The organism is Dermacoccus sp. 147Ba (genome assembly GCF_004151355.1).
Taxonomy (GTDB): domain Bacteria; phylum Actinomycetota; class Actinomycetes; order Actinomycetales; family Dermatophilaceae; genus Dermacoccus; species Dermacoccus abyssi.
In genome coordinates this window covers 376,631-403,569 of record NZ_SEHL01000001.1, presented here as the reverse complement: position 1 = coordinate 403,569, position 26,939 = coordinate 376,631, and the positions used below count along the sequence as shown (strand labels likewise).

The window sequence follows — 26,939 nt, the reverse complement described above, 5'->3', positions numbered from 1 at the left end:
CGCCACGCGGGCGAACGCTGGTGCTGGGTTTGGCCGAAGATGCGACCGATATCCCTGCCACCTTCAGCCAAACCCACCATCCTTCGGCGTGAAGGGTTCCGACGACGTGCACACGCCGAAGGGCGCATCCCCCATGGGATGCGCCCTTCGGCGGTGAACGCCGCTACTCAGTCGAGGTAGTCGCGCAGAACCTGCGAGCGCGACGGGTGACGCAGCTTGCTCATCGTCTTGCTCTCGATCTGACGGATACGCTCGCGCGTCACGCCGTAGACCTTGCCGATCTCGTCGAGCGTCTTCGGCTGACCGTCGGTGAGACCGAAGCGCATCGAGACGACGCCCGCTTCGCGCTCGCTCAGCGTGTCGAGCACCGAGTGCAGCTGCTCCTGCAGCAGCGTGAAGCTCACGGCGTCGGCCGGGACGACGGCCTCGGAGTCCTCGATGAGGTCACCGAACTCGCTGTCGCCGTCCTCGCCGAGCGGGGTGTGCAGGGAGATCGGCTCGCGACCGTACTTCTGGACCTCCACGACCTTCTCGGGGGTCATGTCGAGTTCCTTGGCCAGCTCGTCCGGGGTGGGCTCGCGGCCCAGGTCCTGGAGCATCTGGCGCTGGACGCGGGCCAGCTTGTTGATGACCTCGACCATGTGCACCGGGATGCGGATGGTGCGCGCCTGGTCGGCCATGGCGCGGGTGATGGCCTGACGAATCCACCACGTCGCGTAGGTCGAGAACTTGTAGCCCTTGGTGTAGTCGAACTTCTCGACCGCACGGATGAGGCCCAGGTTGCCTTCCTGGATGAGGTCGAGGAAGAGCATTCCGCGACCGGTGTAGCGCTTGGCGAGCGACACGACGAGACGCAGGTTGGCCTCGAGGAGGTGGTTCTTGGCGTTCTTGCCGTCCGAGGCGATCCACCACAGCTCACGCTTGAGCTTCATGTCGATCTTGTCGCCGGAGTCGAGCTTCTGCTCCGCGAACAGGCCGGCCTCGATGCGCTTGGCGAGCTCGACCTCCTGCTCGGCGTTGAGCAGCGCGACCTTACCGATCTGCTTGAGGTAGTCCTTGACCGGGTCTGCCGTGGCGCCTGCCGTGACGACCTGCTGAGCAGGAGCGTCGTCCTCGTCGCCCTGACGCAGGACGAAGCCGCCCTTCTCGTCCTCCGGCTCGGAGGTGTCGCCGGCCTTGCTGTCGGAGGCCTGCTCGGGCGTCTCGACATCGTCACCGGTTTCGGCCGCGATGTCGACCGGCTCGACCTCGTCGACCTCGGGCTCGTCGGCGGCCTTAGTCGCCTTCTTTGCAGCAGCCTTCTTCGCCGTTGCGGTCTTAGCCGTCGCGGTCTTGGCCGTGGCCGTCTTGGCGGCAGCCTTCTTAGCCGTGGTCTTCTTCGCGGCAGCCTTCTTGGCCGTCGTCTTCTTGGCGGGAGCCTCGTTGGCGGTCTCGTCCGCCTCGCTCGACTCCTCGACAGCCGCAACCTTCGCGGTCGCGGTCTTCGCCGTCGCCTTCTTGGCGGTGGTCTTCTTGGCCGCAGTGGTCTTGGCCGCAGCGGACTTCGCGGTGGCCTTCTTGGCCGTCGTCTTCTTCGCGGCCGTCTTACGACGTCCGGCTGTGGTGGCCACGGCCTGCTCGGCGTGGGCCTGGTCGAGGACGACCTCGATGTTCTCGGCGGCCAGCGCCTTCAACACGGACTTCTGCTTGGCGGACGACACCTGTGCCTCTTCGATCGCGTCCTTCAATGCGACGCTGTCCACCGAGCCCGTCTCACGACCCGATTCGAACAGAGCTGCCAGAGCCGGGTGGTCGACATCCGCGGGAAGTGCGGGGGGCTGCGTGGTCTTCGACACTGTCGTCACCAACTACCTTCCGAAAGTAATGCGTCGCCGTCGTCGGCCGCAGGGCAGCGACGATCGAAGCGACACCGGAACGAGGAGTGCGATCACGAAACCCCGCGCTTGGCGCTCCGGGTGGTGACCGCTTCTTCACCCATTATAAAACTCGACGGACGAAACCGCAGAATCACGGGGTTCAACGAGCTTCGATTGACGTTCATTCCCTGCCCCGGATCGGCCGCCATCTCAGCAACTGAAGGCCGTTCGGGAGCCTCAGGGCTTGACGGCGAGCACGGGGCACGGGGCGTCGAGCAACAAGCGCTGAGCACTCGTGCCCAGGATCAACTTGCCGACAGGGGTGCGCCTGCGCAGCCCGATGACGAGCAGGGCGGGCTGCACTCGGGAAATCTCCTCGAGGATGGATTCCACGGCGTCGGCGCCGTCCTGCACATCGACGACCTGTGCGCCGGTGTACTCCTCGGCCGCCTTGCGGGCCGCGGTGCGAGCCTCGTCCGAGGGCACCGTGCACACCACGATGAGCGGGCGACCCAGATCCTTCGACTGGCGAGCTGCCTCGGCGAGGGCGGCTTCGCCCTCGGGGCCGGGCGCGAAACTGACGATGACGGACATGGCGACCTCACTCGCGAAATTCGGAATCTGCCGTCACGCTACCCGAGGCCCCTGCGGTGGGCCACTCATGCGACGCCGCGCACGAGCCGCGGTGTTCCGCGCAACGGTCGCTGGACGAGTTCATGCACGAGCGACGCGATCTGGTCGGCCTCGATGAGGAATCCGTCGTGGCCGTAGGGCGAGTGGATCATGCGCAGTCGTCCGCGACCGTAGGCGCGCACCATCCGCGTCGATGCGCTCACGGGAAAGAGTCGATCGGAGTCGACTGCGGCCACGAGGAGTTCTCCTTCGTACGCCTCCAGCACCGCGTCGAGCCCGCCGCGTCCTCGCCCGATGTCGTGGGTCGCCATGGCCTGCGTCAGGCGCACGTAGGCCAGCGGGTCGAAGCGTCGCGCGAGTTTGGCCCCGTGGTGGTCGAGGTAGCCCTCGACGCTGAAGCGACCGCCCTCGAGCGGGTCCTCACCTGGCTGGGGCTCGGCGCCGAACCGTGCCTCGAACTCGCTTGCGCTGCGATACGAGGCGTGAGCGATCTGGCGGGCCAAGGCGAGGCCGTTCGTGGGAAACGTGCCGTGACGCAGGTAGTCGCCGTCGCGGAATTCCGGGTCGGACGTGATGGCGACGACCTGGGTGTGACCCCAGGCAATCTGGTCCGCGGTCGCGCAGCCACTGCTCGCCACGACCAATGCCCGCTCGACGCGGTCCGGGAACCCCGCGACCCACTCGGCCGTGCGCATCCCCCCGAAGGAGCCTCCGATGACGGCGTGCAGACGTCGCACACCGAGCGCTTCGAGGCACGCCGCCTCGGCGCGGACCTGGTCTCGGACGGTCACCTGCGGGAAACGTCCGCCCCAGGGCTCGCCGTCCGGAGCGAGCGAGATGGGGCCGGTACTGCCACGGCATCCACCGAGAACGTTGATGGCGACGACGAAGTACTCGTCGGTGTCCAGTGCTGCGCCGGGGCCGATGATTCCTGGCCACCAACCCGGGGTGGGCTGCCCGTCGCCAGTATCGCCGACGACGTGCGAATCACCCGTGAGCGCGTGCTCGACGAGGACGACGTTCGACGCGTCGTCGTTCAACTCGCCCCAGCACTCGTAGGTCATGACGACATCCGGCAGCGTGCGGCCACTTTCGAGAACGACGTCTCCCAGAGCGACGGCTCGTGCCTGCGCGTTGAACCCACTCGGCGCCTGCACAGGACGCGTAGCGGCCGGTGCGACGTGCGCTGAATGAGAGCTCGCCATGTGTCCTCCTCGAAGGACTCGCCGAAGCGACTGGCGAGTCCGCGCTTGCCGCAGCGTTCACGGCCCTGTCGTCACCCGGGGCACCCCACCGCGGTGGAGGGTTGCCGCTCAGTCAGCCGGGGCTTGTGTGACTGAGACTCTTGACGCTTTGAGACTAGGGCGAGTGCAGCGAATGCGCCAGGAAGGCCCCTGCTGATGTCCACGATGTGAAGCGCCGGCCCGGTGGCTGCCCGCACTCTCTCGCCTCGTCGCCACGACGTCAGCGACGGCGCCGCGCCGCACGATTCGGCCTCGCCGGCCGCAGGAAGTCCTCGTACGCCATGCCGGAGGAGGTCATCCTCACGACGAGGTCGACGAGAGGTAGGCGCGCGCCCCGTTCCTGGGCCTCGGCGGCGGCGAGCACAGCGCTGGGCCGCTCCCCTTCCCGCCAGCGCGCGAGTGCCACGAGACACAGCCAATGGGCTCGCGCCGGCTCGGGCACGGCGACGAGGATCTCCAACAGGCGCTGCGAACTCACCGGCTCGGACCAGCACTGCCGCGTGGTACGGGCTCCCGCGGCCAGTTCGGGCACGACGCTCCACACCATCTCGTCGCGCAGGAGTGGATCGGGCATGGCGTCGACGACGAGTGCCAGAGCCTCACGCTCGCGAGTGCTGTGGGGGTGCCCGGAGCCTGAGGCCACCTCACGCCAGGCCGCGCGCACCCGGCCGGTCTCGCCCGGTAGCCCGACGAGCAGGTCGGCGACGGCCCGTTGGGCCAGTGGCGAAACCGCGTGGAGGGCGGCCACGGCTTCGTCACGCGATGACGCCGGTTCGAGGCGTCCCTCGAGGGCCGATGCGAGGGAGGGCACATCGGCGGCAGTCGGCACTGGGGCCAGTGCACCGTCACAACAGCCTTTGGTGCACGTCGTTGCCCACCAGACGTCAGGGGCCACGACGAGGGCGTGCTCCACCTCGACGGCCGGTGCGAGAGCCCGCGTGACCAGGTCGAGATCGACGCCGGGACTGCACTGGTAGGCCGTGACGACGACGCCACTCGTGCCGAGACGATTCGACGCCTCGACGACGCGATCGCGCACGTGGTGAACGTGCTCCGGGGTGACGACGGCTTCGTCGAAGCGGGCAGCCCCCGAAACTCGCCCGCCGTCCATGAACGTGACGACGAGGGACGCCGTCGGAGCGAAGCCGAACTCGTACGGCATGAGGGCGAGCAGCGGGCCCATGCCCGAGAGATGAAGTGTGGTCATGGCTTCACGAAGCCATGACCACACTTCTCACGACCAGTGCGAGGCGCTGGCGCCTGTGGACAAGGGCGTCCTCAGCGCACGCGCTCCCCCGCCAGCGTCACACCTGTGCGCTTCTCCCAGTCGAGGAAGTCGTCGGTGACGTGCACGAGCGAGCTCGCCAGCCACGTGAGGACGGCGGCGTCGTCCGCAAGACCCACGACTCCCAGGAGCGCCTCGGGCAGCAGATCGACCGGCGAGGCGACGTAGGCCGCAGCAGCCGTGAGCAGCGCGAGCTGCGCGGTGCTCACGCCCCGGTACGAACCGGAGCGCACAGCGCGAGCCAGGCGCGGAAGTGCGCTGAGGCGGGTCGTGAGCGAGGGACCTCCGGCGGCGGACGCCGCCGTCACTGCAGCAGCGAGGGATTTCAGGCCGGCGAGTCGGGTGACGCGGCGACCGAGCGAGGTGGGACGTGCCATCGAAGTGCCTCCGGTTGACGAGCGTTCAGGTGAACAAAGCGACAACGCCGACGCCACGCGGTGCATTCCGCGGGCGCGGGCGTCGTCACGATCGGCGGAGCGTCAGGCCGTGGGCGGCACGGCCGCGATGAAGTCCTTGCGCGCCGCGTCGGCGATCTTGCGCAGGAGCATGACGTCGAGCCCCGCACCGATGAAGCCACCCGCAACCGGGATGACGCGCGGGATGCGCGAGAGGAACTTGCGCCCGACCTGCGTGCCCAGGCGGAACGCGACGGACTTGTTGACGACCGCGAGCGCCGCCGGGGGCAGACGACGGGTCGCAACATTCGTCGCGACACCGCCGCTGAACGCACCCATGCCCTTGAGAACCTGCGTGGCATCGGCGCCAATGAGGTCGAGCAGGATGGCCGAACGGACCGACTCGTCGCGCAGGTTGTGGCCGTACAGGTGCGCGATGGAGGCCACCATGCGCGTGGCAACGGTGTAGAAGCCGACGATGTTGGCGGGCAGGGCCACGGGCATCGTGATGAAGCCACCGAGGTTGGTGACGAACCCGTTCGCACCCGCGAGCTTCGTGTGTGAACGCACGATGGCGTCGACCGCGGCTTCGCGTGAACCGTTCTTCTTCAACGCCTCGTCGGCCACCTTCGCCGCGGAGTCGAAGGTGGCGACGCCGTCGATGCCGGTGGAGATGAGGTGCTGGGCCAGGGAGTTGGCGGCGCGATCGAAGGTGCCGTTCGAGCCCTGAGCCGGCTCAATTTGCTTGTCGTCTTTGTCTTTACCGAATCCGAACATGGGCTGATCCTTGCAGCGCACCGATGACTGGGCAACCGGTACCGCGAACGCGGGCCTCGTCAGTCGGCCTGGGGGCGATTCGGCGAACCGTCGGAGTCGTCCGAGTCGTCGGCGTGGTGGGCGGCGCCACGTTCGCCGCCGGGCGTGTCCTCGTTCTCGTCTCTGCCCGAACGCAGGAACTGCTCGAGTTCCTCGCCGATCTCGTCGGCGCTGGGCAGTTCGTTCATCTCGGCCGCGAGCAACGACCGGCGCCGGCGGCCCTCGGTGAACGTGTCGTACTGCTGCTCGAGGCCGGAGACCACCTCGGTGACCTCGTCGTTCTCCCCGACCTGCTTGGCGATGTCGGCCCGGTGCAACCCGGCGATGGCGGCCAGCTCCTGCGCCGGAATCGCGAGACCGGTGAGCCCGGTGACGCACTCGAGAGCCGCGATGGCGGCGTCGCCGTACTCGACCTGCACGAGGTAGTGCGGCACGTGGACGGCGAATCCGGCCGTGTCGATGCCGGCCTCGGCGAGACGAATGTGGAGCAGCCCCTCGGCGCTGGCCGGGATCTGGACGTTGCCGAACAGCGGCTCGTTCTCGGTGAGGTAGCGCTGGTTCGAGGCGTAGCGCGTGAAGCCGATGGGACGCGTGTGCGGCACCGCCATCGGGATGCCGTGCGCGCTCACCATGAGACTGACGCCGAACATCGAGGCGAGCATGCGCGTGGCCTCGGCGACGCGCTCCCACTGGTAGTCGGGCTCAGGGCCGGTGAGCAGGAGGAACGGCGTGCCCTCGGCGTCGATGACGCGGTAGAGCACGAGCGACGGGTCGTCGTACTCGCTGAAGCGGTCGCGGTCGAACGTCATGACCGGACGACGGCCGCGGTAGTCGAGCAGCTGGTCGAGGTCGAACGACGCGACGACCGTGTGCTCGAGGGTGCCGAGGATGTGCTGGGACATGAGCTTCTGAGCGAAGCCCGCATCGATGAAGCCGCCGAGGGCGACGACCATCGTGCTCGCACGCAGGTCGTGCGAGGTCGTGTCCGTCTCCAGACGAAACAGCTGAGCCGGGTCGAGCACTGGCCTCTCCTTCGATTCGATGTGCCTGGTGCAACGTCCCCGTCACACGGAAGATTCCCGCAGCGTGCGGGCGAACAACCGACTCGCGGGACGCTCAGTTCGCGGCCGCGTCCACGACGTGCTCGCCGTGACCGGCGCTGCGCAGGCTCTCGCGCAGCTTCTGCGCGTTGGCTGCGAGGATCTGCTGGTCCTGGCCGTGAACGACGTCGTGCGGGTCGAAGTCCGCAGGCGACTGCGTCGGCCACACATGCAGGTGCAGGTGGGCCACCTCGTAGCCCTCCGCGAGCAGGCCGATGCGCTTGGCCGACCAGGCCTCCTGCTGTGCCTGCCCGATCTTCTGCGCCACGTCCATCAGGTGCGAGAGCACCTGCGGGTCCGCGGCCGTCCACTCCTCGATCTCCTCGCGGGGCACGACGACGGTATGCCCGTCGGTGATCGGGTCGATCACGAGAAAGGCCACGCACGTCTCGTCCTGCCAGACGAAGTGACCGGGGATGTTGCCGTCGATGATCTGCGTGAAGATGCTCGCCATATCTCCAACCTAGAGGAGATCAGAGCGCTTCGGCAGCGTCCATCGCCTTGTAGATGCGCTGGGGCGAGACAGGATGAGCCGTGCCGAGACGCTGCGCGAACAGGCTCACGGCGAGTTCCTCGATCATCCAGCGGATGTCGACGACGTCGGCGTCGGTGCGGCGTTCGGGGCGCAGCGCCGCGAGCATGTCCTCGTACTCGGCGCGCACGGTGGCGAGCTGATCGGCTCGGTCGGCGTCCCGCGCGGTGTCGGTGACGCCCTTCGTCACACGCTCGAGCAGCGCGCGGACGTAGACGTCGAGGCGCGGCAAGCGAGCCATGCCGGTCTGCGCGACGAAACCCGGATGGATGAGCGCGACGAGGTGGGCTGCGACGTCGTCGTGCAACGCCTTGGCAGCCGGCGACGTGAGTTTGCCCAGCGCGAGCTCCACCTCGTGCGCGTGCTCGAGCACCGGGGCGAGCTTCTCCGACGCCTCGAGAACGAGCGGTGCCACCTGCTGACGGACCGTGCGCAGCGCCTCCTCGAATTGTTCGGGCGTGCGCACCTCGTGGTTCGGCATCCCCGCGACGACGGAGTCGACCGCCGCGGCGAGCACGTCGTCCATGAGGGCCGTCATCGAACCGTGCGGGTTGTTGCCCAGGGCCAGCTTCTGGCGGTTCGACATCAGACCGAGGATCCGTTTCCACGGCACCTGGGTGTTGAGCAGCAGAAGTCGACGCGTGCCGAGGCGGCTCGCCTGCGTCGCTTCGGAGCGCGTTCCGAGCACCTCGACGGCCACGCTCTCGCCGTGATCGACGAGGGCCGGGTAGCCGGTGATGCGCTGGCGCCCCGTGGTCTTCGTGAAGGTGGACGGCAGGTCGTCGAGGGTCCAGGCGGTGAGGCCTTTTTTCTCGAGGTCGCCGGCGGCCTTGGACATCGACTGACGCAGACGCCCCGCGAGCGCGTCCTGAAGCTCGGCGAGGTGCTTGCCCTCACGCAGTCGTTTGCCCCGAGCGTCCTCCACCCTGAAGGTGACCTTGAGGTGATCGGGCAGGCGGTCGGTGTCCCAACTCCCCTCGGGCACACGCACTTTGGCGAGGTCGAACAGGGCGTCGGCGAGCTCGTCGGTGAACGGACGCTCGCCCGCCGCGCCACCCGCGTCCATGAGTGCGAGCGCCCGGCGCGCATGATCCGGCGCGGGCACGAAGTTGCGGCGCACGTTCTTCGGCAGCGACTTCACAAGGGCGGTGGCGAGTTCCTCACGCATACCGGGCACGAGCCAGTCGAAGCCCTCGTCACTGACCTGGTTGAGCACCGGCAGTGGGATGTGAACGGTCAACCCGTCGGCGTCCGCGCCCGGCTCGAACTGGTACGTCAACCTCAGCTTGAGCTTCCCCTGGCGCCACGACTTCGGGTAGGCCGTCTCATCCACGGCCTCCGCGTCGTCGGCGACGAGGAAGTCCTCGGTGAAGGTGAGGAGCTCGGGCTCGGTGCGCCGCTTCTCCTTCCACCACCTGTCGAAGTGCGCACCCGAGACGATGGATGCGGGCAGGCGCTCGTCGTAGAAGTCGAAGAGCGTGTCGTCGTCGACGACGAGATCGCGGCGGCGAGCGCGCGCTTCGAGGTCGGCCATGCGGGCCATGAGGCGGGCGTTGTCCTTGAGGAACGCGTGCTGCGCATCCCAGTCACCCTCGACGAGAGCGTGACGGATGAACAGGTCCCGGGCCGTCTCGGGTTCGAGCGGTCCGAGCGCCACCCGGCGCCCGACGACGAGCGGGACGCCGTAGAGCGTGACGCGTTCGAGCGCGACGGCGGACGCCCGCTTGCGCTTCCAGTGCGGCTCCGCGTGCGAACGCTTGACGAGATGCGCGCCGGCTTTCTCGACCCACAGCGGGTCGACGACGGCGTTGGTGCGCGCCCACATCCGGGTGGTCTCCACGAGTTCGCCCGCCATGACCCAGTCGGGCTGGCGGCGGAAGAGCGTCGATCCGGGCTGGATGGCGAAGCGCGCGTTGCGGGCACCGAGGTACTCACGCTTCTCCCGATCACGCACACCAACGTGACTGAGCAGTCCCGTGAGCAGCGCTTCGTGGATGGCGTTCTCGCTCGCGGCGTTGTCACTCATGAACAGCTTCGCCTGCTTGCACGCCGCCTTGAGCTGCGCGTGCAGGTCCTGCCACTCCCGAAGGCGCAGATAGTGCAGGTACTCGCGCTTGGCGAGGCGGCGGAAGGCGCTCGAGGAGAGCTCCCGCTGCTGCTCACGCACGTAGTTCCACAGGTTGAGGTAGCCGAGGAAGTCGCTCGATTCGTGCTTGAACCGGGCGTGCTGCTGGTCGGCCTGGGCCTGCGCGTCGGCCGGTCGCTCCCGCGGATCCTGGATCGACATGGCAGCAACGATGATGAGCACCTCGCGCAGCGACCCGTTGGCCGCGGCGGCGACGAGCATCCGCCCCATGCGCGGGTCGACGGGCAGGCGCGCGAGGGTGCGGCCCGTCGGTGTGAGCTTCTTGCGCTGCCCGCTCGCCTTCGTGTCGAGCGCGTGCAGCTCCTCGAGGAGCGCTAGGCCGTCCTTGATCTGACGGGCGTCGGGCGCATCGACGAAGGGGAAGCGCGCGATGTCGCCGAGTCCGAGCGACGTCATCTGCAGGATGACGCTCGCGAGGTTGGTGCGCAGGATCTCCGGGTCGGTGAACTCCGGACGCGACTCGAAGTCCTCCTCCGAGTAGAGGCGGATGCAGATGCCGTCGGCCACACGTCCGCAGCGTCCGGCGCGCTGCCGGGCCGACGCCTGCGAGATCGGCTCGATGGGCAACCGCTGGACCTTCGTGCGTTGGCTGTAGCGCGAGATGCGAGCCGTGCCGGTGTCGATGACGTAGCGGATGCCCGGCACCGTCAGGGATGTCTCGGCGACGTTCGTCGCGAGGACGATGCGTCGGCCGTTGTGCGGCGCGAACACCTTGTGCTGCTCGGCCGCGGAGAGTCGGGCGTAGAGCGGAACGATCTCGACGTCGTACCGGGCGCGACCCCAGTCGGCGCCGCGCAAGGCGTCGGCTGCGTCGCGGATCTCGCGTTCACCGGAGCAGAAGACGAGGATGTCCTGGCTCGAACCGTCGCCACTGCCGGAACGCCAGAGCTCCTGGGCGGCCTCGACGATGCCGGTGACCTGGTCGATGTCCTCGACCCTGGGCTCGTCCTTGGGTGACGACGGCGCAATCTCGCGCACGAGCGGGCGGTAGCGCATCTCCACCGGATACGTCCGCCCGGAGACCTCGATGATGGGCGCCGGGCCCTTGTCGCTCGCGAAGTGCTCCGCGAAGCGCTCCGGGTCGATCGTCGCCGACGTGATGATGACCTTGAGGTCGGGCCGGCGCGGAAGCAGCTGCTTGAGGTAGCCCAGGATGAAGTCGATGTTGAGGCTGCGCTCGTGCGCCTCGTCGATGATGAGGGTGTCGTACTGACGCAGGTCGCGGTCGCGCTGCATCTGCGACAGGAGGATGCCGTCGGTCATGACGCGCACACGCGTCTTCTTCGACGACTCGTCGACGAAGCGCACCTGGTACCCGACGACGTCACCGAGCTCGACCGCGAGTTCCTCGGCGAGACGTTCCGCCACCGAACGGGCAGCGATGCGTCGTGGCTGCGTGTGCCCGATGGCGCCGCCGAGGCCGCGGCCGAGTTCCAGGCAGAACTTCGGCAACTGGGTTGTCTTGCCCGATCCGGTCTCACCCGCGACGACGACGACCTGGTGGTCTCGGATCGCCTCGATGATCTCCTCACGAGCCTCGGCGACGGGCAGGTGCGCCGGGTAGTTGAGGACGAACGGGGCGCTCTCCTGCGTGTCAGGTGCGGGAGCCTCGGATACGGCGGACGGGGACGGATTCACTGAACTGGTCACAGTCCTTCCAGTCTCTCACGGCTCGGCAAGGCGATTTCGGTGGTCAACCCTGCGGGAGAACCGTCAGAGCACCGCTCAGTGCGCCGGTACCTCGAGGAACTTGGGGCGTCCCTTGCGCGGGTCGGCCAGGAGGTCGGCGAACGACTCGGTGTTGCGCGAGAGCGTGACGAGGAGGTCTCCACTCGGCGTCGCGAGTTCCGGATGCGCGAGCGGCTGGTAGGCGACGACGCCGTCACCTTGGGAGTACGGCTCGGCCACTGCCCGTTCGCCCCGCCAGGGACCCGACGGTGTGGGCGCGCTCCACACCCCGATGTTCTGCCCGAACTCACCGCCCTGCTTCGACACGAGCATGAAGCGCTCGCCTCGGCGCACGACGGAGAAGGTCTGTGAGACACCCTCGTGCGCGAGAAGGAACGGACGGGCAGCCCCCGCGTCGGTGACGAACGTGCGGCCGTTCCAGAACTGCCACTCCGGGCCGTCGGACAGCTGCGCGAGTCGGGTTCGCGCCACGTACGCGCCCTTTCCGGTGCTGCCCTTGGGCTGCTGGCTGCCGTAGACGTAGACCCAGCCCTCGTCGCCGACGAGCGCCGAACCCCAGTTGATCTGCTCGGCATCGGCGTTGTCGGGCGTCACGTCGAAACGGGTGACGGGCTGCGGCGCGCCGCCACGCTCGACGGCGTAGACGGCCATCGTCATGCCGCGGTAGGAGAAGTCGAAGAGGCCCTCCTTTCCCGGTTCGATCCGGGAGCACCCGACGAGGACGATGTCGGCACCGCGCATCGGCACCGTCATGGCGCTGTTGGGCCAGCACACACGGCGTCCCTCGAATCCGCCGATGACCGGGCCGTTTCCCGGAGCGCGCACCTCGTCGAAGCACCGCCCCGTCCCGACGAGCATGCTGTTGGCGACCACACGTGGGTTCGTGCCCTTCGCCCGTGTGGTGTCGCCGAAGATCCAGAGCACCCGTCCATCGCTGAGCGGGGTCGTCACTCCGACGTCGCCGCTGCGCCAGGTCGCGAGCGACAACGAGGCCATGTCGCTTCCCCGCTCGGCGGCCGACGCCCGCGTGACTGCACGTTTCTCGGCGCTGCACTCGCTGCGCACGAGCGCGTTCGGTGCGGCCGCGAGCGCCTTGTCGGCCCTGTCGAGAAAGGGTCGCGACCCGATGCGATCGGTGGAATCGGGGACGCTGAGCGTACAGCCACCGAAGGCGAGCGTGAGGCCGGTGGCCCCCACGAGTGCGACACGGCGACGTCGCACTCGTGTTGGCCTGCTCCGGCGCGGCGTCATCGTCAGGGAAGCAGCTGCGAGACGGCGTGGATGAAGAGGCCGACGAGGCCACCGACGACGGTGCCGTTGATGCGGATGAACTGCAGGTCGCGCCCGACGAACGTCTCGATGCGATCCGACGCGTCCTGGGCGTCCCAGCGCTCGACCGTCGAGGAGATGAGGGTCGTGATCTCGTGGCCGTAGCTCGTGACGAAGGTGGCCGCGCCCGACTCGAGGCGTCGCTCGACGCTGGCGCGCAATGCCTCGTCGTGCTGGAGGCGGACGCCGAGGGCGCGCAGGTGTTCGACCATCCGCTCACGCAGGGCACCCTGCTCGTCGAGGAGCGCGTCAGTGAGCATGCGGCGTACCGACCCCCACAGGGCGATCGCCGAGTCGGCGACGCTCGGGTGGTCGAGGAAACGCTCCTTGATGTTCTCCGCCTGCTCCTGCGTGCGCTCGTCGTGCTGCAGGTCGTGGGCGGCGCGGGCGAGGAAGGCGTCGATGGCCTTGCGCATGTTGTGGTTCGGGGTGTCGCGCACCTCGGCGAGCCACTTGACGATCTCGAGGTGGATGCGATCGACGACGGCGTCGTCGAGCCACTGCGGTGACCACCAGGGGGCCTTGGCGCCGACGATGCGGGAGACGGCTTCCTTGTTCTCGCTCACCCACACGTGCATCTCGGTGACGCACACGTCGACGAAACCGTGGTGGGTGCCGTCCGCGACGATGCCCTCGAGTAGGTGGCCGGCCAGTTCACCGATGGGTTCGCGGCGCAGACGCGGCAGGAGGACGGTGTCGAGGAAGTGACGCACCTCGTCGTCGTCGAGGGTCTCGACGGCGCGGCACAGGGCCGGGGCTGCGTCGGCGACGACGCGCTCGGCGTTGCCGGGACGCTCGATCCACTCCCCGAGCCGGCGCGGGATCTCGGCCTGGCCGATACGTTCGGTGACGAGCTCGGGCGTGAGGAAGTTCGAGCCGACGAACTCCTCGAGGCTCTTGCCGAGCTGGTCCTTGCGCGTTGGGATGATGGCGGTGTGCGGCACCTTGAGGCCGAGCGGGTGGCGGAACAACGCCGTCACGGCGAACCAGTCGGCGACGGCACCCACCATCGCGGCCTCGGAGGCGGCGTTGACATAGCCCCACACGCCGTCTCGGCCGTGCGTCAGGACGAAGACGAGCGCCGCGAACGACAGCAGGCCCGTGGCCACGAAGCGCATGCGGCGCAGGGCGGCTCGGCGCTGTTCGTCGGATTCGGGAAGGGCGAGGCTCGTCGACACCCCGACAGAATAGCGAGCGTGCGTCAGGCGGCGAGACGCCTCACGGTATCGGCAAGGGAATCGAGCTGTTGCTGGATCTCGGGCCAGGTCTGTTCGAGGTCGATGTGGCGCGCGTGGACGTCGGTTCCGGTGCCGGGCATCCGGATGCGTGAGGCCGGACGGCGCGCCGCGTGGGCGTAGACGACGAGGGCGTTCGCGAGACCGAGGGACGAGGCCTGGACAACGACGGGGAAGAACGTGGCGGCGTCGTTCGCGATGGCCGTCATCGCCGAAGCGGCCGCTCCGCGGGATCGGGTGCCGGTCGTGGCGCCGAACGATGGCGGCATTGCGCTGCGCTTCAGGGCGCGGGCCGTCACGTCGGAGGTGACGGCGTCCGGCGTGCCGAGGTGGTAGCAGGTGCCCAACACGAGCACCGGACCGCGCGGGCCACTGACGAGAACGTCGGCGTTGGCCTGCACCCCACTCGACTCCCCCGGGTCGAGCTGTTCGGTCTGTTCGACACGCAGCCCGGGCCACAGACGCGAGCGCAGCTCACCGGCCACGAAGCGCAGGAAGACGTACTCGACGTCGAGCAGGAACGCGTGCGCCTGCTGTACGCCCTCCTCGTGCCGGATGGCGAAACCGTCGAGCGCGAGACGCGCGAGGTCGAGCGCCTGTTCGAAGTGCTCGTTGAGTCGCGTGATGACGATGTCGGTTGCGCGCTCGGCGGCGGACGGCGAGCCGACGCCCTCGAAGCGGGCGAGCAGTTCAACGGCTCGACGCCGAGTGGACGGCGACAAGCCGTGACCCGTGAGGATGACGCGCACCGCGGCGGCGAGGACGCGGTTCTCCTCGATGTCGGCCGTGAAGTCGTCGTAGCGGCACTCGGGCTGCGCAGCGGTCCACGGACGTCGGGCGATCTCCTCGACGAGCAGGCGCCCACGGATCGTGGCGAGTGGTTCCTGACGCGACTGGTAACCGTGCAGAAGGCCGCGACGGGTGGCCGCTTCGATGGCCCGCAGGACCGCGAGCGCTGACCCGTCGAGCAGTTCGTCACTCGCGAAACCGCTCGTGCCCTGCCCCCAGGCGACCTCGTCGCCGAGGCCGGCCAGCATCGCGAAGAGCGAGTGCATCGGCGCGGCCGGAGTAATACGGATCTGCAGGCCCGGCACGCTGATCGATCCGACCCATGACGTCGTCTCGAGGACGACGGTCTGCGGGTCGGCGGTGGCGAGCACCTTGACCTTGTCGTCGGCGACGGCGAAGAGGGCGCTGCGTCCTTCGGCGCTCAGGCGGACCGGTGCGGAGCGGGCATGCTCACCGACGACGACCGTCTGCACCTGTTCGCCGGCCACCGCCTCGGTCATCCGCCGTCGCGCGCCGTGGCGCTGTCGGAAGCGGCCTCCGCACGAGCGGCTTCGCCGTGGCGCGCCTCGACGGCGTCCCACGAGAACGTGGCGAGCACATCCTCGCGGCCGTAGAGCTGGTCCTCGATGAACGGGTAGATGCCGTACTGCCACACACGGCGCAGCTTCTCGTCGTCGAGATCGGTCGACATGAAATGGCTGTGACCGATCTGCAGGTGCGGGCCGCGCAGGATCTGACGCAGTTCGTCGTTCACGCGGTCGACGAGACCGGCCACCCACACGGGGCCGTCGTTCTTGGCGAGCCAGCGCGCGAGCAGTCCCTCCATCGGACCCTCGTGCGGCATGAACGGCAGGAAGTGGAAGCGACGACGCAGCGCCGCGTCGACGAGCGCGATGGACCGGTCGGCCGTGTTCATCGTGCCGATGAAGTACAGGTTCGTCGGCAGCTGGAAGCCTTCGTCGGGGCGGTAGCTCGTCATGACCGAGTGGGAGCGGTACTCGAGCAGGAAGAGCAGTTCACCGAAGACGCGCGGCAGGTTGGCGCGGTTGATCTCGTCGATGATCATGACGTGCGGCGTCGTCGGGTCGGCCTCGGCCGCCTCGGCGAGCAGCGCCAGCGGGCCCTTGCGCAGTTCGTAGACCATCGCGCCGCCGGCGTCGAGGCGCGGGCGATAGCCCTCGAAGAAGTCCTCGTAGGAGGTCGAGGGGTGGAACTGGACGATGGCGCGCTTGGCGGGGTCCGGCTGGAGCGCGGCGGCGAAGCGCTGAGCCATGAACGTCTTGCCGGTACCGGGCGGGCCGTAGAAGATGACCTGCTTCTTGTCCTTGAGCAGGCCGTCGATCTCGCGGACGAACTCCTCGTCGACGAGCAGGTCGTCGGCGGCCTCGGCGAGCAGGTCGCGCTCGGGGTCGATGCTCGACTCACCGGTGCGCAGCAGCCAGTGGGCGAACTGGGCCTGACCCCACGGATCGGCGGGCAGGAGGGGCTCGAGCTTGGCACGCAGGCGATCGCCCGCGAGGACGTGCAGGCGTCCGCGCGAGAGCTCACGGCGGCGCGGCAGCGACACGTCGAGGGCCTGCGCCATGGCCACCTTGCCATCGCGTCCGGCCATCGCGTAGACGGGCAGGTAGCGGTGCGGGTGCGCGATGGCGAGAAGCTTCATGACGACGGACTCGTCGAGTGCCACGTCGTCGGAGTTCGTGGGCGCGAGGGCCGCGTCGATGCGGTCGGCGTCGTCGCCTTCGCCCCACAGCAGGTGCGTCAGGGTGCGCGAGAGGTTCTCCAGGCCCTGCGCATCGAGCGCGGCGAGGCGGGCGTCGAGGACCGAGTGCGTGCCGGTGGGGCCGTATGCTCCCCCGGCGACGATGCGCCGGAACGTCGCGAGGTCGAACGCCGCGAGCGCCTCGGGCTCCAACGACGCGGCGAACTCACGGCGTCGTTCGATGTGCCACTGGTCGCGCTCGGCCGGGTACGGACGCTCGGCGAGGAACGTGCGCAGGGCGACGGCGAGTTCCTCGTCGACGCCGGCGCCGCGTGTGTCGGCGCCACGCATGATGTCGACGAGCGGCATGAGACGGCGAACCGTCTCCTCGATCTCGTCGCCGAAGTCGATGCGTCCCACTCCTTCGGGATGCGGGAACCAGCGCCCCACGAAGACGTCGCCGCCCTCGTAGGTGTCGCCCGTCGGACGCAGACGGTCCGACGACGAGGTGGGCGCCACATGAATGAACTCGAGGCCTTCGGGTAGGGCACCGTCGAGGCGCGTGCCGAGCGCTTCGTGACGCGCGGAGCTCGAGGCGCCCTCCCACCCGGAGACCAGACCGACGGCGATGCCGGAGCGCGTGAGCCAGACCCGGATGCCGGGTGCGCCACCGCTGCTCGCAGGCAGCAGCCACGTCGTGTGCGAGTCACAGCGGTACGCGGCGCGTGCCGTCGTGTCGGTACGAGTCTGCAGGCTCGTCTCCGCGAGGTCGACGCCGGTGACACGCTCGAGCGCCTTGTGCAGGGTGCGCGCGACGAGAGCGGCGTGACCACGCAGCTGCAGCGCAAGGGAGGCAGCGCGTGCCTCGTCCTCGGCGGCGGCGTAGCCGACACCGGGGGTGTACGTGGCGTGCAGGCGAGCGGCTTCCTCCGTGAGGGCGGGCAGTGCCTCGCCGAAGCCGACGAACGAGGGGTCGTCACCGAGGTGGCTGACGACACGCTGGGCGATGTGCGACTGCCCGGGCGCGAAGGCACGTGCGAGGTCGACGAACGCGACGTAGCGCTCCGCGTGGGTGAGATGACGCCCCATCCATCCCAGGGTCTGGAACGTGTCCGATCCACCCGGCCACAGGATCGGCCAGTCGGCCTCCGTGTCCGTGGCCCACATGAGCGACAGCACCGACGGAATGCGTGAAAGGTCCGGGCCTGCTCCCCCCACGGTCTCCTCGACGAGACGGATCGCGGCCGTGGCTTCGTCGTAGGACGTGGGCGTGTGCAGCGCCCAGGCAAGTGCCGCCTCGAGTTCACTGCGTCGGCCCTCACAATGGGCAACGACGCGCGGCAGCCAGTGCCGTGCCAGCGACACGGCAGCCGAGTACGGGCCGGGACGAGCGGCCCACTCCTCCAGACGGGACGTGAAGAGGTCGACGTTCGGCGAGCGCATCATGTCGGCGATGAACTCACGCGCCTCGCCGCACCGCACGGGAGCGAGGGCGTCGAGCTGGTGCCAGGACCCGACGAACACCGGATCCGCTTCGGCCCGAGCTCGCATGAGGTCGAACGTGCTCGCCCACCGGGCGAGGTCGAGCCGACGCTGAGCGGCTTCCGCTGCGTCAGGCTGCGGCGCGTGCACGTCCATCGGCTACCTGTCGTCCGTTCGTCGTGAAGGCTTCGTACGCGGCCTCGAGGTGAGGTCTCGTCACCGAGGCAGCGGAATCCATCCTACGTCGCAGCACGACATGGAACGCCCGTCCGACTCCTCCGGTCCTCGGGCGTTCCCCGGGCGCTTCGCCGCACGGCGGAAGGCCCGGGGCGCCTCGTCAGGCTCCTCAGTTGACGACGCGCAGACGGATCGTCTCCGGCATCGACCGCAGCTGGTCGAGCAGCGCCTCGGGCAGCTGGGAAACGACGTCGGTGACGACGTAGCCGCTCTCGGCCGAGGTGTCGAGCATCTGGCCCTCGATGTTGACGCCGTGCTCGGCGAGGATGCCGTTCATCCGGGCCAGGACGCCGGGGAGGTTCTGGTGGAAGTGGATGAGGCGGTGCTGGCCGGGACGCTCGGGCAGGTTGAGCGAGGGCAGGTTGACGTTGAGCGTCGTCGAACCGCGCTGGATGTAGTCGCGCAGCTTCGCGGCGACGAAGCGACCGATGTCCTCCTGCGCCTCCTCGGTCGAGCCGCCGATGTGCGGGGTGAGGACGACGTTCGCGAGGCCCTGCAAGGGCGAGTTGAACGGTTCGCCCTTCGACTTGGGCTCCTCGGGGAAGACGTCAACGGCCGCACCGGCGATGTGACCGGACTCGAGGTGCGTCTTGAGCGCGTCGTAGTCGACGACGAAGCCGCGCGAGAGGTTGAGGAACAGCGCCCGCGGACGCATGGCTGCGAACTGCTCGGCGCCGAAGAAGCCGGCGTTGCCGGAGCGACCGTCGACGTGGAGCGTGACGACCTCGGCGACCGACAGCAGCTCCTCGAGGGAGCTGCACCGCGTGGCGTTTCCGAGCGCGAGCTTGTCGTCGGTGTCGTAGAAGTAGACCTTGAAACCGAGCATCTCGGCGACGACGGACAGCTGGGAACCGATGTTGCCGTACCCGACGATGCCGAGGCGGCGACCGCGCACCTCGTGGCTGCCCTTGGCGTCCTTGAACCAGACTCCGTCGTGCAGCGCGCGGTCCTTCTCGGTGAGACGGCGGGCCATGATGATGATTTCGGCGATGGCGAGCTCGACGACCGAGCGCGTGTTGGAGAACGGCGCGTTGAACACGACGACGCCCTTCTGCGCTGCCACGGCGAGGTCGATCTGGTTCGTGCCGATGCAGAAGGCTCCGATGGCCTCGAGGCTCGGCGCGTTCTCGAGGACGCGGGCCGTCACCTCGGTCTTGGAGCGGATGCCGAGCAGCTGAACCCCCTCGAGCGCCTCGATGAGCTCGTCCTCGTCGAGAGCCCCGACGCGGGTCTCGACCTCGAAACCGGCATCACGGAGCAAGGACTCTCCGAGGGGGTGGACGTTCTCGAGCAGCAGTGCCTTCACAGGGAGAGTTCCTTTCCGGTGTGGCGGTTGCGCCCGCCAATGAGATCGCGGGCTGCTCACATCATGAGACAGCACCGGGCGCCGCGGACGCCGACGCATCTCACGAAATAAGACGAGCGCGGGGCGCCGCCCCGAAGGACGACGCCCCGCACTCGATCAGGGCTGAGCGATCAGCTGCAGCCGGAGGTGCTTCCGCAGCCCTCGCAGACGTAGCAGGAGCCGGCGGGACGCATCTTCGTGCCGCAGGTCATGCACATCGGGGCGTCGGCTGCCTTGCCCTGGAACTTCTCGATGAGCTCGGCCGAACTGTGGATCTCGGAGCCGACCTCACGGGCGGAGGCCGCACCGGAACCGGACTTCACCTCGTCGGCGTGCTCCTCCGTGGAGGTGGCAGCTGCCGGACGCTCACCGCGTGCCGCCGCCGGGGCGACGGACTGCGAGTTGGACTCGGCGTCGAACGGCTCGTCGTCGCTCTCGGTCGGCGTGTAGGAGCCGGTCTCGAGCTGGCGAGCGCGCTCCTCGGCTGTGTGGATGCCCATGAAAGAACGCGTGTCGAAGTCGAGGTAGTCGAGCGCCAGGCGGCGGAAGACGTAGTCCATGATCGACTGCGCCATACGCACGTCCGGGTCGTCCGTCATACCGGCCGGCTCGAAGCGCAGGTTCGTGAACTTCTCGACGAACGTCTCGAGCGGCACGCCGTACTGCAGGCCGATCGACACGGCGATGGAGAACGCGTCCATGACACCGGCGAGCGTCGAACCCTGCTTACCGAACTTGAGGAAAAGCTCACCGAGATCGCCGTTCTCGTACGTGCCGGCGGTGAGGTAACCCTCCGCGCCACCCACGGCGAACGACGTCGTCTGCGACGAGCGACGCTTCGGCAGGCGCTTGCGCACGGGGCGGTACTCGACGATCTTCTCGACCGGCGTCTCGGCGACGGTCTCCGTGGCCGTCGCGGGCTCGGAGCTCTTCTCGTTCTTGCCCGACGAGAGCGGCTGGCCGACCTTGCAGTTGTCACGGTAGACGGCGATGGCCTTGAGACCGAGCTTCCAACCCTCGAGGTGCACCTCGGCGATGTCCTCGACCGAGGCCGACTCCGGCAGGTTGACCGTCTTGGAGATAGCACCCGACAGGAACGGCTGGCAGGCGGCCATCATGCGGACGTGGCCCATCGGGGAGATGGCGCGCGCACCCATGGCGCAGTCGAAGACCTCGTAGTGCTCCGGCTTGAGGCCGGGAGCGTCGATGACGTGGCCCTTGTCGGCGATGTGCTCGACGATCGCCTCGATCTGCTCTTCCTGGTAGCCGAGCTTCTTCAGCGCGCGCGGAATCGTCTGGTTGACGATCTGCATCGAACCGCCGCCGACGAGCTTCTTGAACTTCACGAGCGAGAAGTCCGGCTCGATACCGGTGGTGTCGCAGTCCATCATGAAGCCGATGGTGCCGGTGGGCGCGAGGACGGAGGCCTGCGCGTTGCGGAAGCCGCCCTTCTCACCGTTCTCGACGACGTCGGCCCAGGCCTTCGTCGCGAGCGCGTGGATGTCGCTGGCCATGGCGCCCATGTCCTTGTGCGAGGCGAGCTCGTCGTTCGCGGCACGGTGCTTGCGCATGACGCGGTTGTGAGCGTCGGCGTTGCGGGCGTAACCGGCGTACGGTCCGACGACGGAAGCCATCTCGGCGGAGCGCTTGTAGGCGGCACCCGTGAGCAGCGACGTGATGGAACCGGCCAGCGCACGGCCGCCGTCCGAGTCGTAGCCGTGGCCGGTGGCCATGAGGAGCGCACCGAGGTTGGCGTAACCGATGCCGAGCTGGCGGTAGTCGACCGTCGTCTTGCCGATGGACTCCGTCGGGAAGTCGGCGAAGCAGATGGAGATGTCCATCGCCGTGATGACGAGCTCGACGACCTTCTGGAAGGTGACGGCGTCGAACGTGTCGTCGTCCTTGAGGAACTTCAGGAGGTTGAGCGAGGCCAGGTTGCAGCTGGAGTTGTCGAGCGACATGTACTCCGAGCACGGGTTGGACGCCGTGATGCGGCCCGTCTCCGGGTTCGTGTGCCACGCGTTGATCGTGTCGTCGTACTGCACACCCGGGTCGGCGCACTCCCACGCGGCCTTGTTGATCTTGTCGAACAGCTCGCGGGCGTCGACCGACTCGATGACCTCACCCGTGTCACGGGCACGCAGGCCGAAGGTTGTGCCGTCCACGACGGCCTTCATGAACTCGTCGCTGACACGAACGGAGTTGTTCGCGTTCTGGTACTGCACGGAGACGATGTCGCGGCCACCGAGGTCCATGTCGAAACCGGCGTCACGCAGCGCACGGATCTTGTCCTCCTCGCGCGCCTTCGTCTCGATGAACTCCTCGATGTCCGGGTGGTCGACGTCGAGGACGACCATCTTGGCCGCACGACGCGTGGCGCCGCCGGACTTGATGGTGCCTGCCGAGGCGTCGGCGCCGCGCATGAACGAGACCGGGCCGGAGGCGGTGCCACCGGAGGACAGCAGCTCCTTCGAGGAACGGATACGCGAGAGGTTGAGGCCGGCACCGGAGCCGCCCTTGAAGATGAAGCCCTCTTCCTTGTACCAGTTGAGGATCGAGTCCATCGAGTCGTCGACGGACAGGATGAAGCACGCGCTGACCTGCTGCGGGCTCGCCGTACCCACGTTGAACCACACCGGCGAGTTGAACGAGAAGACCTGGTGCAGCAAGGCGTACGTGAGCTCGTGCTCGAAGATCTCGGCGTCGGCGTCGGACGCGAAGTAGCCGTTGTCCTTGCCGGCCTTCGTGTACGTGAGCACGACGCGGTCGATGAGCTGCTTGAGCGACTTCTCGCGAGCGTCCGACCCCAGCGCGCCACGGAAGTACTTCGTCGTGACGATGGTGGAGGCGTTGAGCGACCAGAAGTCGGGGAACTCGACACCACGCTGCTCGAAGATCGTCTCGCCGGTCTTCCAGTTCTGCTGGACGACGTCACGCAGCTCCCAGGTCACCGCGTCGTAGGGGTGGACGCCCGGGGTGGTGAAGATCCGCTCGATCGTGACGCCGTTGTTCCGGCGACCCGACTTGGCTCGAGCCTTCGTGGTCTCGGTCATGACCGCATGCCTCCTGGCACTTCTCGTGGGTTTGGTGTGGTGTGTCGTGAAGTAGGGGGTGAGTCTGTGGAGCTCAGCCGGCGTCGCGCAGAGCGTGCCTGCGCAGGTCGGCGACGGCGTCCTCGAAGTCAGTCAGTGACTCGAAGGCCTGGTAGACGGACGCGAACCGCAGGTACGCGACGTGGTCAAGTTCGCGCAGCGGGCCGAGGATCTCGATGCCGACATCGTGGGCGTCGATCTCCGCAGCCCCCTTGGAGCGGATCGACTCCTCCACCTGCTGAGCGAGGACGGCGAGCTGATCGTCGGAAACCGGGCGGCCCTGGCAGGCCTTGCGCACGCCCGACATGACCTTGTCGCGAGAGAAGGGTTCGCTCACACCGGAGCGCTTGACGACCGTGAGGCTCGCGGTCTCGACGGTGGAGAAACGCTTGCCGCAGTCGGGGCACTGGCGGCGACGCTTGATGCAGGTGCCGTCCTCGGTCGAACGGGAGTCGACCACACGGGAGTCGGCGTTGCGGCAGAAGGGACAGTGCACGTGCCACGCCTCTCGATCGCAGGATTCCACCGCCTCGTGACGGTATGAACCCCAACACCGGCATCGCGGGAACTCTTCCGCAAACAACCACATGTTGGGGGCATTAGGGCGCCTGTGCCCTACATCTAGGAATCCTAGGTTGCGTTGGCGACCGCTCGCAACCGTGTCGGCAAACCCGGCGCACCAACCCCAGCAATGACGCGGAAAAGATGTGCGGCTCGCCCCAGCGACACGCCGAGGGGGCCGCTCAGCCTGCCGGAACGAGAATTCGCTGGCCGGCCTGAACGTGCATCGAGCTCATGTTGTTGGCCTCCTGGATGGCCACCACACCACGGTCGTTACGCAAGGACGGCAGCTCACGAGCGGCGATCTGAGAAAGGGTCTCCCCGTCCTTCACCGTGACCGACGTCGCGCCACCGGCAGGGTTAGCTTCGGCCACGGCCTTGGCCGCAAGGAGGCCACCGCCGACGAGAACCAGAAGCGCCAGAAGGGCAGCGAAGCGACGGCGAGCGAGAACGGCACGACGCGTCAACGGGGCGCGCCGCGCGCTACGACCACCCTCGAGGGAATCGACGACCGCAGGCCCCGACGGAACGAGGTGCAGGTGACGACGGGGGCTCGGCGCGACCGCCGGGACGTCCAGACTGGGCACAGCACTCATGTTCATTCCTCCTGACTCGGCGCGGATGCATCGAACATCCGTGCGATAGAACAACTGTACGACACAAACGTTCGAAAGCAAGGCTGTCGGCGGCGTGTTTCTCGTACATGTTTGCGAAAACTGTGTACGGTGGTGCCTACGTTGATCCCGAACGCTCACACCGAATCAGCGGCCACCGACAACCCCGGAATTCCGGGGAGAATCAGGGCTCCGCACCGAGGTCCGCGTCCGCGAGATCACTGTTTTCGTCGATGTGAGGAGACGCCATGGGTGAGGTCCACTCCATGAACAACCGCGCGAAGGGCAAACTGACCCCGCGCCAGCAGAAAGTGCTCACCGTCATCCGGCGCTCGGTCGACGAGCGCGGTTACCCGCCGAGCCTGCGCGAGATCGGTGAGGCCGTCGGGCTGACGAGCCCGAGCTCCGTCGCACACCAGCTCGCCACGCTCGAGCGCAAGGGTTACCTGCGTCGCGACCCCAACCGCCCTCGCGCCATGGAGGTCGTCTCCCCCGACGACGGCGCCGACACCCGCGGTTACCGCGGAGGCACCTCGGTGCGTGCAGCGTCCGAGAGCACGTACGACGAGACCGACTCGGGCAACGAGCGTCCGCAGGCCTCCTTCGTCCCCGTCGTCGGACGCATCGCCGCCGGCGGGCCGATCCTGGCCGAGCAGGCCGTCGAGGACGTGTTCCCCCTCCCCCGTCAGATCGTCGGTGACGGCGAACTGTTCCTGCTCAAGGTTGTCGGCGACTCGATGATCGAAGCCGCCATCTGCGACGGCGACTGGGTCGTCGTGCGCCAGCAGCCGGAGGCGTCCAACGGTGAGATCGTGGCTGCGCTGCTCGACGGCGAGGCCACCGTGAAGACGTTCAAGCGCACGAACGGCAAGACGTGGCTCCTGCCCGCGAACGAGAACTACGAGCCGATCGACGGCGACGAAGCCAGCATCATGGGCAAGGTCACGGCGGTGCTGCGCAGCGTCTGACTCTCGCCCACCCTCACGTCGTCGCGTTCGCCTCGGTCTGCACCTGCAGGCCGAGGCGTTCGCATGTCGCGGTGAGGGTGGCACCAAGCGGTTCGTGCAGCACGAGATCGGCGCGCTCCGAACCGCGCATGCTTCCCAGACCGACCAGGGCCACGGGCTTGCCCGCCTTGAGCGCGGCCGAGACGAACCGGAAGCCCGACATCACCTTGAGCGAACTTCCGAGAACGAGAACCGCCCGTGACAGTTCGAGCTGCGCGTAGCAGTGCTCAACCGTCGCGGTGGGCACGCTCTCGCCGAACATCACGACGTCGGGCTTGACGACGAGCGAATCACAGTGCGGACAGGCCACGAGGACGAACGCATCCTCTGCACTCCGGGCAACCTCGGCGTCTCCGTCGGCCAACAGGGCCACGTCGCGCGGGAGGTTCGGGTTGGCGTCGCGGATGCGCCCCTGGAACTCGGCTCGATTCGAGCGGCTGCCGCACTCGACGCACTGCACCGAGGAGAGCGAACCGTGCAGTTCGAGGGCGTCCGCCCCGGAGGCCGCATGAAGACCATCGACGTTCTGCGTCACGAGGTGTTGCACGAGACCTGCGCGCTGCAAGGCTGCAACAGCGTGGTGGCCGCCGTTGGGCCGAGCCGCGGCGAAACGTTCCCACCCGACGGCGCTGCGAACCCAGTAGCGTCGGCGCGCGTCGTCCCCGCTGAGGAACTGCTGGAACGTCATGGGAACCGTTCGGCGGGTGCCGTCAGGCTTGCGGTAGTCGGGAATGCCCGACTCGGTCGAGAGACCCGCCCCGGTGAGCACGAACAGGTCGCCCTGCGCGACGAACTCCGCCAACTCTGCAGTCACAGGTGGCCCCTCTCATTCGACAATCGATAGAAACTACAACATCCGATAACGCCGGGTTATTCTCTACGGATGATCGACGCCGCCGGCCTTCGGGTCATGAAAGCCATTGCCCAGGAGGGTAGCTTCACCGCTGCCGCTGCTTCCCTGGGCTACTCCCAGCCTGCCGTGTCCCAGATGGTGCGCCGCTTGGAGGACAAGACGGGCACGGCTCTCGTCGAGCGCCTCGGACGTTCGGTGCGTCTGACCGAGGCGGGCCACGTGCTCGCCCGCACAGCCACTCCGGTGCTCGCCGCTCTCGAGGCGGCGGAGGGCGAAGTGGCCTCGATCGCCGGCCTGAGGGCGGGACGAGTGCGCCTCATGGCCTTCCCCTCGGCCTCGTCGACCGTCGTCCCACGAGCGCTGTCGCTCGTCAAGCAGCGCTACCCCGACGTTCAGGTCACCTTCGCGGAAGCGGAGCCGCCGGAGTCACTCGCGGCGCTTCGGGCGGGAGATTGCGATGTTGCAGTCGCGTTCTCCTACGACGGCGACGAGATCGCGGCACACGCGGAGGATCTCGAGGGGCTCACCACGCTCGACCTGCTCGAGGACGAGGTGCGCCTCGCCGTACCGGCCGATCACCCGTTTGCCGGAAGGGGCTCCGTGTCGATGGAGGAGCTCGAGTCCGCGTCGTGGATCGCCGGATGCCCGCGCTGCCGGGGCCACCTGCTCTCGCTCGCCACCTCGGCGGGTTACACCCCTGACGTCGCGTTCGAGACCGAGGACTACGTCACCGTGCTCGGACTCGTGGCCGAGGGGTTGGGCGTGGCCCTCATCCCGGAGCTCATCCTGCGTTCGACCCAGCACCCCCGCGTGGCCACCATCGCCATCGAGCCGGCGAGCCGTCGTTCGGTTCAGGCTGTCACCACGCCCGACCTCCAGCGTGTGCCGGCGGTCAAGGCCACCCTCGACGCGCTGCGGGAAGCAACCGACGCTCTGCCGAACCTGTAGCCGGTTCCCTCCGGCTCGCGAGTGGAATCTCCTGCGACTCTCACCGGTG

The 26,939-nt window shown here is 68.2% G+C and carries 20 protein-coding genes and 1 riboswitch; of the genes, 2 read left to right on the top strand and 18 right to left on the bottom strand.

The window, feature by feature from the left end; all coding sequences use genetic code 11:
• Positions 1-167 precede the first annotated feature (167 nt).
• The 17 genes from EVU97_RS01815 to EVU97_RS01735 form a co-directional block, all read right to left on the bottom strand.
• Complete coding sequence (locus tag EVU97_RS01815) at positions 168-1,835, bottom strand: RNA polymerase sigma factor (RefSeq protein WP_129663238.1); 1,668 nt, start codon at positions 1,833-1,835, stop codon at positions 168-170.
• Between the two features lie 258 nt (positions 1,836-2,093).
• Positions 2,094-2,450, bottom strand: coding sequence for a universal stress protein (locus EVU97_RS01810; protein WP_047311427.1), 357 nt, complete (start codon positions 2,448-2,450; stop codon positions 2,094-2,096).
• A 65-nt stretch (positions 2,451-2,515) separates the two neighbouring features.
• Positions 2,516-3,694: a homoserine O-acetyltransferase gene (locus EVU97_RS01805; protein WP_052946945.1), complete on the bottom strand. Its 1,179-nt coding sequence runs from the start codon at positions 3,692-3,694 to the stop codon at positions 2,516-2,518.
• Positions 3,695-3,730: 36 nt separating this feature from the next.
• Positions 3,731-3,840: riboswitch (SAM riboswitch) on the bottom strand.
• A 113-nt stretch (positions 3,841-3,953) separates the two neighbouring features.
• Entirely contained in the window at positions 3,954-4,940 is a 987-nt protein-coding gene (locus EVU97_RS01800; RefSeq protein ID WP_129663007.1) for a DUF4192 family protein, read from the bottom strand.
• A 71-nt stretch (positions 4,941-5,011) separates the two neighbouring features.
• Positions 5,012-5,395: a YkvA family protein gene (locus EVU97_RS01795; RefSeq protein WP_047311425.1), complete on the bottom strand. Its 384-nt coding sequence runs from the start codon at positions 5,393-5,395 to the stop codon at positions 5,012-5,014.
• A 102-nt stretch (positions 5,396-5,497) separates the two neighbouring features.
• A complete protein-coding gene (locus EVU97_RS01790; RefSeq protein ID WP_129663006.1) occupies positions 5,498-6,190 on the bottom strand; it encodes an EcsC family protein in 693 nt (230 codons plus the stop codon).
• A 59-nt stretch (positions 6,191-6,249) separates the two neighbouring features.
• Positions 6,250-7,251, bottom strand: coding sequence for a PAC2 family protein (locus tag EVU97_RS01785; RefSeq protein ID WP_129663004.1), 1,002 nt, complete (start codon positions 7,249-7,251; stop codon positions 6,250-6,252).
• A 94-nt stretch (positions 7,252-7,345) separates the two neighbouring features.
• A complete protein-coding gene (locus tag EVU97_RS01780) occupies positions 7,346-7,783 on the bottom strand; it encodes an HIT family protein (RefSeq protein WP_047311423.1) in 438 nt (145 codons plus the stop codon).
• 19 nt (positions 7,784-7,802) lie between these two features.
• A complete protein-coding gene (gene hrpA / locus EVU97_RS01775) occupies positions 7,803-11,657 on the bottom strand; it encodes an ATP-dependent RNA helicase HrpA (protein WP_129663002.1) in 3,855 nt (1,284 codons plus the stop codon).
• A 75-nt stretch (positions 11,658-11,732) separates the two neighbouring features.
• Positions 11,733-12,917, bottom strand: a complete 1,185-nt coding sequence (locus EVU97_RS01770) for a DUF4185 domain-containing protein (protein ID WP_165357835.1) — start codon at positions 12,915-12,917, stop codon at positions 11,733-11,735.
• Positions 12,918-12,949: 32 nt separating this feature from the next.
• Positions 12,950-14,203 carry a DUF445 domain-containing protein gene (locus EVU97_RS01765; RefSeq protein WP_129662998.1) on the bottom strand — a complete coding sequence of 418 codons (1,254 nt, stop codon included), beginning with the start codon at positions 14,201-14,203 and terminating at the stop codon, positions 12,950-12,952.
• 23 nt (positions 14,204-14,226) lie between these two features.
• Entirely contained in the window at positions 14,227-15,549 is a 1,323-nt protein-coding gene (locus EVU97_RS01760) for an McrC family protein (protein WP_129662996.1), read from the bottom strand.
• The gene (locus EVU97_RS01755) at positions 15,546-18,389 is read right to left on the bottom strand and encodes an McrB family protein (RefSeq protein WP_129662994.1); all 2,844 of its coding nucleotides are present in this window, start codon (positions 18,387-18,389) and stop codon (positions 15,546-15,548) included. Before EVU97_RS01755 ends, EVU97_RS01760 begins: the two co-directional genes overlap by 4 nt.
• 190 nt (positions 18,390-18,579) lie before the next feature.
• A complete protein-coding gene (serA, locus tag EVU97_RS01750) occupies positions 18,580-19,776 on the bottom strand; it encodes a phosphoglycerate dehydrogenase (protein ID WP_129662992.1) in 1,197 nt (398 codons plus the stop codon).
• Positions 19,777-19,946: 170 nt separating this feature from the next.
• A complete protein-coding gene (locus tag EVU97_RS01745; RefSeq protein WP_129662990.1) occupies positions 19,947-22,868 on the bottom strand; it encodes a vitamin B12-dependent ribonucleotide reductase in 2,922 nt (973 codons plus the stop codon).
• A 73-nt stretch (positions 22,869-22,941) separates the two neighbouring features.
• Positions 22,942-23,403: a transcriptional regulator NrdR gene (nrdR, locus tag EVU97_RS01740; RefSeq protein WP_047311683.1), complete on the bottom strand. Its 462-nt coding sequence runs from the start codon at positions 23,401-23,403 to the stop codon at positions 22,942-22,944.
• A gap of 247 nt (positions 23,404-23,650) precedes the next feature.
• On the bottom strand, positions 23,651-24,064 hold the full coding sequence (locus tag EVU97_RS01735) for a LysM peptidoglycan-binding domain-containing protein (protein ID WP_165357834.1): 414 nt from the start codon (positions 24,062-24,064) through the stop codon (positions 23,651-23,653).
• A 266-nt stretch (positions 24,065-24,330) separates the two neighbouring features.
• On the opposite strand from EVU97_RS01735, the gene lexA reads away from it, so the two are divergent.
• Entirely contained in the window at positions 24,331-25,050 is a 720-nt protein-coding gene (gene lexA / locus EVU97_RS01730) for a transcriptional repressor LexA (protein WP_047311416.1), read from the top strand.
• 13 nt (positions 25,051-25,063) lie between these two features.
• Here the strand turns inward: lexA and EVU97_RS01725 are convergent, their stop codons facing one another.
• Positions 25,064-25,903 carry a Sir2 family NAD-dependent protein deacetylase gene (locus tag EVU97_RS01725; RefSeq protein WP_129662986.1) on the bottom strand — a complete coding sequence of 280 codons (840 nt, stop codon included), beginning with the start codon at positions 25,901-25,903 and terminating at the stop codon, positions 25,064-25,066.
• A gap of 69 nt (positions 25,904-25,972) precedes the next feature.
• Here EVU97_RS01725 and EVU97_RS01720 point away from each other — a divergent pair, with 69 nt between their 5' ends.
• Positions 25,973-26,890 carry a LysR family transcriptional regulator gene (locus tag EVU97_RS01720; RefSeq protein WP_129662984.1) on the top strand — a complete coding sequence of 306 codons (918 nt, stop codon included), beginning with the start codon at positions 25,973-25,975 and terminating at the stop codon, positions 26,888-26,890.
• Positions 26,891-26,939: the final 49 nt, after the last annotated feature.